This is a genomic window from Streptomyces sp. ISL-98 (assembly GCF_018614055.1).
In the GTDB taxonomy this organism is placed as follows: Bacteria; Actinomycetota; Actinomycetes; order Streptomycetales; family Streptomycetaceae; genus Streptomyces; species Streptomyces spiramyceticus.
The window spans coordinates 1-7428 of record NZ_JAGGPB010000114.1 but is presented as its reverse complement, the minus strand read 5'-3'; the positions used below and the strand labels follow the sequence as shown (position 1 = coordinate 7428).

Genomic DNA, 7428 nt, shown 5'->3' with positions numbered 1-7428 from the left:
CCACACCACCCGCCACCACCGCACACCCAACCCAGCCCTGCGCGCCCTCGTGGAGCGCCTCACAACCGACCAAGACGAAGAATTCGGCAGCGTCCCCCACCCCGACCCCCACCTCGCCGACCAAATCGAAGAACTCGCCGAAGCCCTCTAACCACACCCCCGCTGCCACCCCAGCACCCCGCGACCCGCCAGAACCGCAGCGCTGCCCCCGCACCGCATGCCGTGCGGCCAGCCCTTGGACGCGGCCTCGTCCCGTAGCGCGGCCAGTCCAGACCGCACACCTGACTGAGTGAGAGGCCGCTGGCGCGGACCAACTGGTGCATCAGCAGGCCCGGCCGGTCTGGCCTCGAACAACACGAAGAGGCCGGGTAGTCGGGGTTGCGGGAGGTCTTCCAAGTCTTTATGCGGTGAAACGACACGCCCTCCTCGCGGAGCAGGACCCGAAGACCTTCGGGTAGAGCGCCTCGAAGCCGTCGACATTGAAGTTGTGGATCACGTCCCGGATCCGGTCCGCGCCGGTGAACGTCACCTCGGCGATCTTGGCCACGGGCATGCCCTGCGCGGGCAGCAGCACCATCTGGGCTCACCGCCAGGTCACTACTGACCCCGTGCCTCTGCGGATGATCCGCAACAGGCGCTGCCCCTCGTCGTCATCGATCTCGCGGACGCGTACTCGTTCTGCCACCCGGACGGCCTGGCGACACCGCGCCGTCCGGACCAGCATCCGAACGGCGCATCGCGGACTACAGGCGACGGCATTAGCCGAGGTGCCGGGCGAAGAACCGTAGCGTGCTGTCCAGCTCGAATGCCGGGACCTCCCCGTGCTTGCCGGGGGCGGTGGGTCCTACGGACCCCGGTTTCAAGGCCCAGGTGCCACGCTGATCACGACGGCCCCGTTCGCGCCGGCGTTACCGCCGTCGCCGCTTTCCCCGGCACCACCAGCAGACCCGGAGCCGCCGGTGCCACTGCTGGCGCCGGCGCCACCCCCGCCGCCGGTCCCGCCGCCGCCCCCGTCGCCGGCATCGCCACCGGCACCGTGGGAGTCGCCGCTGAAGACGATCGCGGCGCCACCACCACCGCCGGCGCCACCGCTGCCGCCCGCGCCACCGCTGCCGCCGGTCCCACCGCCACCGCTGCCCGCACTGCCGGTCGCACCGGAGATGCCGCCTCCGCCGCCGCTACCGTTGATTCCATCCACTGTGGTGAGGGGGATACCCACACAGTCCTGGTCTCCGCCACCGCCACCGCCGCCACCGCTGATACCGCCGCCACCGCCGACGCCGCCGGCACCGCCGCCACCGCCGAGTACGCCGGAAGCGCCGCCCCTGCCGCCTCCGCCGCCCGCCCCGCCGGTCGCAGAGCTGTTACTGGCGCTGCCGCCTTCGGCAGCGGCCAATTGAACCAGGTCGAGGATCTCTACCCTGCTGTCCCCACCGTCTTGACCGAGGGTGGCCGAGGTGCCTCCGCCACCGGCACTGCCGTTGCCTCCGCTACCGGCGAGACCCCCGCCACCGGTACCGCCGCCGCCTCCGCCACCGCCGGTACCCGCGCCGCCCGCACTTCCCCCTGACCCCACGACGACGCTCAACGTCGAGCCGGCAGGAACCACCACACGACACTGCAGGAAGGCTCCGGAGCCTCCACCGCCGCCGGCGCCCCCTCCTCCTCCTCCGCCTCCTCCTCCGCCGCCGCCCCCGCCGCCCAGGAGGTTGCTGCCGTTGCCCCCGCCGCCGCCTCCTCCGCCGCCGGCACCGCCGGCGCCTCCGCTACCGCCGGCCCCGCCGCCCCAGAGGCGGATGGTGACGATGTCCACGGCGGTTCCGACGTCCGGAACCGTGAAGGAGTGCTTGCCAGGGGTCGCGAACACTTTCCGCTGCTGCGTCGTCTGTGCCGCAGCGCTGTCAGCGACCACCATCGGCGGGATCAGTCCGCCAACCAGCGCTGCCACGCCTACGCCGGCCCGCATTCCCAGACCAGTGCGTCCCTGCAGGTTTATCAATTTCCGTACCACGATGCGCCTCCTCGGCTAGTCCGCTGTCAGACGACAGCGATTGTCTGCAAGGCAGAACGTGACGCCAATACCACGAGGGGGGGCGGAAAGAAGCAAAGCAGAGATTGCGGTTCAGGCAATGCCAAATGAACGGTGTCACTGAGATGGCTGGGGCAGTGCCACACACCGGAATACCGCCGCAGAGGCCGACGGCGCCTTGCGCCACCACTCTTCCGGGATGCCCCATCCTTCCGGGATAGCGAACCGCGCGCCACCCCTCGTCAGGTCCTTAATCCGTGACCCGCCATAACGGTGTCCAGGCTCCATCTCCATGCCGCGGCCGACGCTCTTCGAACTGGAAGGCCACGGTGCCCCGGTCACCGGCCGCGAAGAGGTCGTCCACCCGGACGCGGCAGTTGGCGCCCCGGTCCGCGGCCGCGCTGGACCGGCCGGTGGGGCAGTCGCTGTCCAACCTGCGCCGCCCCGGCGCTCTGGCCGATCACCCGGAGTGGGAGACGGCGCTCAAGGAGGTCGATGAGGACTGGAACCCGGCGTGGCCGGCGGAGTGGCAGCGGCACTTCGCGGCGGTGCGGGAGATGCTCGTGGAGGAGAGCGTCCTCGCGTACGTGGAGCCCGGCGTCACCGTGCACGGCATGGACATCGGGAAGTGGCTGGAGAAGCAGCGCCAGCACGCCGTCTGGACTGGGCTGATGGACGGGCAGCGCGAGCGCCTGGAGCAGCTCGGTGTCATGCCGACACACCCGGAGCAGGAAACGTCCGCGAAGCCGTCCAAGGGCGGCCTTGGGGCCTTCGAGCGGGGCGTTGAGGCCCTCTCAGTACAAGGCGCGCACGGGCTCTGTGACGGCTCCCAGGGCCCACGTAGAGCGGCTGGAGGACGGGACGGAGGTGATACTCGGGGTGTTTCTGTCGAACACGAAGTCGAGGCGCGCCAAGCTCACCGCCGACAAGCTCCACCCGATCAGCCGAGCTCGGCGCGAAATTGGCCACAGGGGCGTGCACTCTAGTTCCATGAACACCACACAGATGGATCGCCCCAAGCGGCAGACAGTTTCGCGAATATTCGCGGTCGGCACTGCCCTAGGAATTGCTCTTGCGGCGGGGTCAGCGACGGCAGCGTCCGCCGTAGCCACGACGCCTGCTCCTCACGTCGCCACAAAGGACACGGCTGCCCCCGGCGACGAGTACGAGTGCATCATCGTCCTGATGTGCAATTGACGGATATCCCACATGGGCGAACGATCGCTAGAAGATCTTCAATGGCTGAGGTTACGGCGGTTGGAAGTCGAGGCCGGTCTTGGCGATGAAGCCGTCGATGAGGCCGGGTCGGTACTGCATCCGTTTGAGCCGGGTCTTCACCAGCGCGGTGAGCTGGTCGAGGCTGTGCTTGGTGAGGTTGGCCAGGGACCGTTTCAGGTGAGACCAGACGCCCTCGACCGGGTTGAACTCGGGTGCGTACGGTGGCAGCTGGTAGACGGTCAGCCATAATCGGGCGTCGATTAGCTGCCGCATGGTGCGGCTGACGTGCGTGTTCAGATTGTCCCAGACCAGGACGATCGAGCCGCCGAGTTGCTGGTGTGCGGCGTCGAGCAGGCGGGCGTAGTCGGTCTCGGTGAAGCCCTTGCGCCGGCCTTTGGCGGGGCCGCGGTCGAGGTGGGTGCGGTAGATCAGCCGGGTCCGGTGGCCGGACTTGGTGCAGATCAGTGCCGCCATGGAGACGCGTTTGGCGCCCGCAGCGGTGACCCGCACGACGGGAGTGTGGCCTCGTCGGCCCCAGGTGCGGCCCTTGGGCGGCCTCAGCCCCTGGCCGGCTTCGTCCTCGAAGCAGAGCCAGGCGCCCAGGTCCGCCGCCGTCTTTTTATGACGGGCCACTGCTCGTCCTTCCAGGCGGCGATCTTCTCCTCGTCGCTCTCGGCGGCCTTGCGGGACGGGACCTGCACGCTCCAGCCGATGCGGTGCAGCAGCAGGTCCATCCCGGCCAGGGTGTACTCGACGCCGAACCGGCGTCGCACGACCTCGGCGATCCTTGCCAGAGTCCAGCACTGGTCGCTCCAGCCGGCGGCGGCCGGGCCGGCATCCAACACCGCCTCCAGTACACGCAGTTGACCTGCATCGAGCTTGCAGCGGGCACCACCGGGACCCTTGGAGACCAGGGCCTGGCGACCGCCTGAAGCCAACGCCCGCCGCCAGCGGTTCGCCGACATCCGGGTCACCCTGAACCGCCGGGCCACCTCCCGGTCACTGGCCCCGGCCTCGATCAGATCAGCGGCCGCCAACCGGACCCGCTCACGCCGAACCCGCTCCTCAGCCGTCAGCCCTCCGCCATCGGGATACCTCATTCCTCCGGCATAGCGCGGCCCACGACAGCCGTCACGACCTCACGTAACCCACACCTTTAAAGATCTCTAGCCGGGCTGAGGGGCATCGTTCTCTGGTCTCCCCGGTGGTCAAGTGTGCAGACTTCCGTGAGGCAGGCGTCAGCGTGGGGCCTTCGTGGTCTCCTGCCCTGGTCGTCAACGTGGCGCCACGCGTTGAGGGTGTATGCGGTGATGTTGGGCGCCCAGGCGAGTGATGTGGCCACGTCGGGGTGGGCTCGGCTCTGCTGTCCTGCGCTACGACAGGGAATCTTGGCCGTACGCAAGCAGAGGTGTGAGTCGTTGACTGATTATGGGCGCCGTGGCTTCCTCCGGATGGTGGGCGGCTCCGCGGCATTCTCCATGCTGGGGACAAGCATCGCGCGAGCTGCGGAGATCGACCCGCACTACCGCACTGGAACGGTCGACGATGTGGAGCACATCGTCATCTTGATGCAGGAAAACCGCTCCTTCGACCACTACCTGGGCACCCTGCGAGGTGTCCGTGGTTTCGGTGATCCCCGCCCCTGGACGCTGCCCAGCGGCGCTCCGGTGTGGCACCAGGAAGGAAGGAACGGAGCCGTACTGCCGTACCGGCCGGCGCCTGTGGACGGGCAGCCTCTCGGCCTGACGTGCTTCGATGACATCCCGCACGACTGGAACACGGGCCACCGTGCGTGGAACGGCGGCAGGAACGACGGGTGGGTGAAGCACAAGGGCTACCCGACCATGGCCCACTTCACCCGCGAGGACGTCCCCTTCCACCACCAGCTGGCCGACACCTTCACCATCTGCGACGCCTACCACTGCTCCCTCAACGGCTGGACCGACCCCAACCGCTACTACATGTGGACCGGGTGCGTCGACGCCCGCCGGCGCGGTGACGGGCCCATCATCCAGAACTACGAAGCCGAAACGACCCCGGCACACACCTGGCCCACCTACCCCGAACGCCTCCAGCGGCACGGTGTCTCCTGGAAGATCTACCAGGACGTGGGTTATGGCCTGACCCGCGAGGAGACGTGGGGCTGGGTGGAGGGCAACGCCTGCATCGGCAACTACGGCGACAACTCCCTCCTGCACTTCAAAAACTATGAGGAAGCGAAACCGGGCAGCCCGCTGTACCGCAACGCGCGCACCGGCACGCAGATCCGCGGCCGCGACGAGGACGGGATGCCCGACATCGACGGTCTGTTCTCGATCCTGCGTGCGGATGTAAAGAGGGGCAGGCTGCCCCAGGTGTCCTGGATCGCCGCCCCGGAGATCTTCAACGAGCACCCCTTTTACCCGGCCAACTACGGAGCCTGGTACGTCTCCCGCGTCATCGACGCCCTCACCGCCGACCCCGAGGTGTGGAGCAAGACCGCCCTGATCATCACCTATGACGAGAACGGCGGCTTCTTCGACCACGTCCCACCGCCCTACCCCCCGGAGAACGCCAATCGAGGCAAATCCACGGTCAAGATCGCAGAAGAGCACTACCACGGCTCGAAGGGCGACCACGGCCCCTACGGACTGGGACCGCGCGTGCCAACCTTCGTTGTCTCCCCGTGGAGCCGCGGCGGCTGGGTGTGCTCCGAAGTGTTCGACCACACCTCACTGATCCGCTTCATCGAACGCCGCTTCGGCGTGCGGGAAGACCAGATCACCGACTGGCGGCGCGCCGTGTGCGGGGATTTGACCTCCGCATTCGACTTCGCTCAGCGCAACAACGACATGCCACCTCTGCCGAGCACCAGCAGCTACCGTCCCCCACGCTGCGAGGAAAAGCCCGTCAAGTACCCCCAGCCGGAAGATCCTGCTCTGCCCGAGCAGGAAGCCGGACTGCGCCGGGCACGCGCACTGCCCTACGACCTGGCCGCCGACGCCCGTCTGCAGGACGGCCGGCTGCACATCGACTTCCTCAACAATGGTGAGACCGGCGCCGTCTTCCACGTCACCTCACACACCGGCACCTACGGTCCGTGGACCTACACCCTGGCCAGGCACACCGAACTCACTGACAGCTGGCCCCTTGACGGTGGCTACGACATGAGCGTCCACGGCCCCAACGGCTTCCTCAGACACTTCACCGGCCCAGCGCACCACCAGCCGGTACTGCACGTCACAGCATGCCACGACACCAGCGGCCAAGGCAGCCTCCTCGTGGACCTGACCAACCACGGCGACACACCTGTGCGCGTGGCCATCACCGACGCCTACCAGGACCACACCATCCGCCTGGCGCTTCCCGCGCGCCGGCCGACTACCCTCCCCGTGCCGTGCGCCCAACATCACCACTGGTACGACGTCACCATTACCAGCGAGGACTCCCCGGGCTTCCGGCGCCGCCTGCGCGGGCACATCGAGACCGGACGCCACAGCACCAGCGACCCGGCATTCGGTCACACCCCGGTCCCGGCCCCACGCCCCGTCGCGGCACCGGAATCACCGCACGCCCCGGTCACTGCACAGGCGGAGGACGGAGTGCCACGGTGACTGACCCATTCGGTCACACCTGACGGGCGAGGCCAACCAGAAGAGGCGAAAACTGGCGAAACGTGCCGTAGCTGGGTTCCGGCCGAGGTCAGAGGCCCCTCTCTGCCGTGACGAGGCCCCCGTCGGTAGCCCGGTCGTGCTCGCGCAGCCTGCGCATGACGGTGGCGGGTGAGGGGTGCTGGCCCTTCTTCGTGCTCTTGGTGATGACGAGCCGGGCGGCGGTATCACGCAGGCTCATCTCCTGGTCGCGCAGGCGGAGGACCATGGACAGCATGTCGTTGTCGGTGACGCCTGCTCCGCCGATGGTATTGCCGCGCTTGCGGGCGGGCTCGTGGCCTTCGAGGGTGCGGTCGCGGATGTACGCGTGCTCCATGCCGGACAGCGCTGGCGCTGGTCGGCCAGCCCGGTGACGGCGTGCGGCTGTTACCCGTCACCGGCATCCCGTCACTGGAGGTCGACTGGGCCGCCCGGCAGTGGTCGGCCTTCTCGCCCTCCGCCCAGGAGTTCGCGGACACGGTCACCCGGCACGTCGCCGGGGACTGACCCTTCCAGGGCGCACAGCGTCCCGTAGGCCGCCTGGACGAAGGG

6 protein-coding genes and 2 pseudogenes are annotated in these 7428 nt (G+C 68.6%); 4 read left to right on the top strand and 4 right to left on the bottom strand.

Annotated elements, in window-relative coordinates:
- Positions 1-362: 362 nt before the first annotated feature.
- Positions 363-685: pseudogene (locus J7I98_RS42795) on the bottom strand (IS630 family transposase); the annotation flags it as partial.
- Between the two features lie 351 nt (positions 686-1036).
- On the opposite strand from J7I98_RS42795, the gene J7I98_RS39995 reads away from it, so the two are divergent.
- Together J7I98_RS39995 and J7I98_RS39990 are read left to right on the top strand one after the other, a co-directional pair.
- Positions 1037-1570: a hypothetical protein gene (locus tag J7I98_RS39995; protein WP_214929973.1), complete on the top strand. Its 534-nt coding sequence runs from the start codon at positions 1037-1039 to the stop codon at positions 1568-1570.
- Positions 1571-2409: 839 nt separating this feature from the next.
- Positions 2410-2974, top strand: a pseudogene (locus tag J7I98_RS39990) (helicase associated domain-containing protein); the annotation flags it as partial.
- A gap of 303 nt (positions 2975-3277) precedes the next feature.
- On the opposite strand, the gene J7I98_RS39985 reads toward J7I98_RS39990, so the two are convergent.
- Together J7I98_RS39985 and J7I98_RS39980 are read right to left on the bottom strand one after the other, a co-directional pair.
- Positions 3278-3880, bottom strand: coding sequence for a transposase (locus J7I98_RS39985; protein WP_214929972.1), 603 nt, complete (start codon positions 3878-3880; stop codon positions 3278-3280).
- On the bottom strand, positions 3805-4347 hold the full coding sequence (locus J7I98_RS39980) for a winged helix-turn-helix domain-containing protein (RefSeq protein ID WP_214929971.1): 543 nt from the start codon (positions 4345-4347) through the stop codon (positions 3805-3807). The genes J7I98_RS39985 and J7I98_RS39980 overlap by 76 nt, the downstream gene beginning before the upstream one ends.
- Before the next feature lie 318 nt (positions 4348-4665).
- Here J7I98_RS39980 and J7I98_RS39975 point away from each other — a divergent pair, with 318 nt between their 5' ends.
- Positions 4666-6840, top strand: coding sequence for a phosphocholine-specific phospholipase C (locus J7I98_RS39975; protein WP_214929970.1), 2175 nt, complete (start codon positions 4666-4668; stop codon positions 6838-6840).
- Between the two features lie 88 nt (positions 6841-6928).
- Here the strand turns inward: J7I98_RS39975 and J7I98_RS39970 are convergent, their stop codons facing one another.
- Complete coding sequence (locus J7I98_RS39970; protein WP_251021902.1) at positions 6929-7213, bottom strand: hypothetical protein; 285 nt, start codon at positions 7211-7213, stop codon at positions 6929-6931.
- 41 nt (positions 7214-7254) lie between these two features.
- Between J7I98_RS39970 and J7I98_RS42470 the strand changes: the two genes are divergently transcribed.
- A complete protein-coding gene (locus J7I98_RS42470) occupies positions 7255-7383 on the top strand; it encodes a hypothetical protein (protein WP_285438153.1) in 129 nt (42 codons plus the stop codon).
- The last annotated feature ends 45 nt before the right edge of the window (positions 7384-7428 follow it).

Excerpts from the sequence above, each read along its gene's own strand:
- J7I98_RS39980 (WP_214929971.1), bottom strand. The coding sequence starts at position 4,347 with ATGAGGTATCCCGATGGCGGAGGGCTGACGGCTGAGGAGCGGGTTCGG.
- J7I98_RS39970 (WP_251021902.1), bottom strand. The coding sequence starts at position 7,213 with ATGGAGCACGCGTACATCCGCGACCGCACCCTCGAAGGCCACGAGCCC.